The 534-nt window shown below is 53.6% G+C and carries 1 pseudogene; it reads left to right on the top strand.

What is annotated here, in order from left to right:
- Positions 1-448: pseudogene (locus tag Xinn_RS21435) on the top strand (conjugative transfer ATPase); the annotation flags it as partial.
- Positions 449-534: the final 86 nt, after the last annotated feature.

Genomic DNA, 534 nt, shown 5'->3' with positions numbered 1-534 from the left:
GTTATCCCCCTACATGACCAAGGTGGTCAAGATGTGGCGTAAACTGGGGGCCTGGCTGTGGCTCGCCACACAAAACCTGGCGGACTACCCGGATACCGCCGAAAAGATGCTGAATATGGCGGAGTGGTGGTTGTGTCTCACCATGCCACCGGATGAAGTGGAGCAGATTGCCCGCTTTAAGAAACTGACCGAAGAGCAAAAAGCGGTGTTGCTCTCTGCCAGTAAACTGCCCCGCTGTTATACCGAGGGCGTGGTGCTGGCGAAAAAAATTGAAGCCCTGTTCCGGGTCGTACCACCGAGCCTCTATCTGGCACTGGGGATGACGGAAAAAGAAGAAAAAGCCGAGCGTAGGGCGTTAATGCGGGAACATCAGTGCAGTGAACTGGAAGCCGCTGTTCTGGTGGCAGGGAAGATGGATGTGGCGCGGGGGTTGCTGGTAGGTTTTTAAAGAAAGATCCCAGCACGGTGCCGGGATCGCGTTCAGGTTAGTCTTCGTATTTGAAGTCAACATTGATCTTCATTTTTTCCACATCC

Origin of the sequence: Xenorhabdus innexi (assembly GCF_002632485.1) — a bacterium.
Classification (GTDB): Bacteria; Pseudomonadota; Gammaproteobacteria; order Enterobacterales; family Enterobacteriaceae; genus Xenorhabdus; species Xenorhabdus innexi.
Note: the sequence above shows the minus strand (reverse complement) of the source record. Positions and strands in the feature narration are given on the sequence as shown.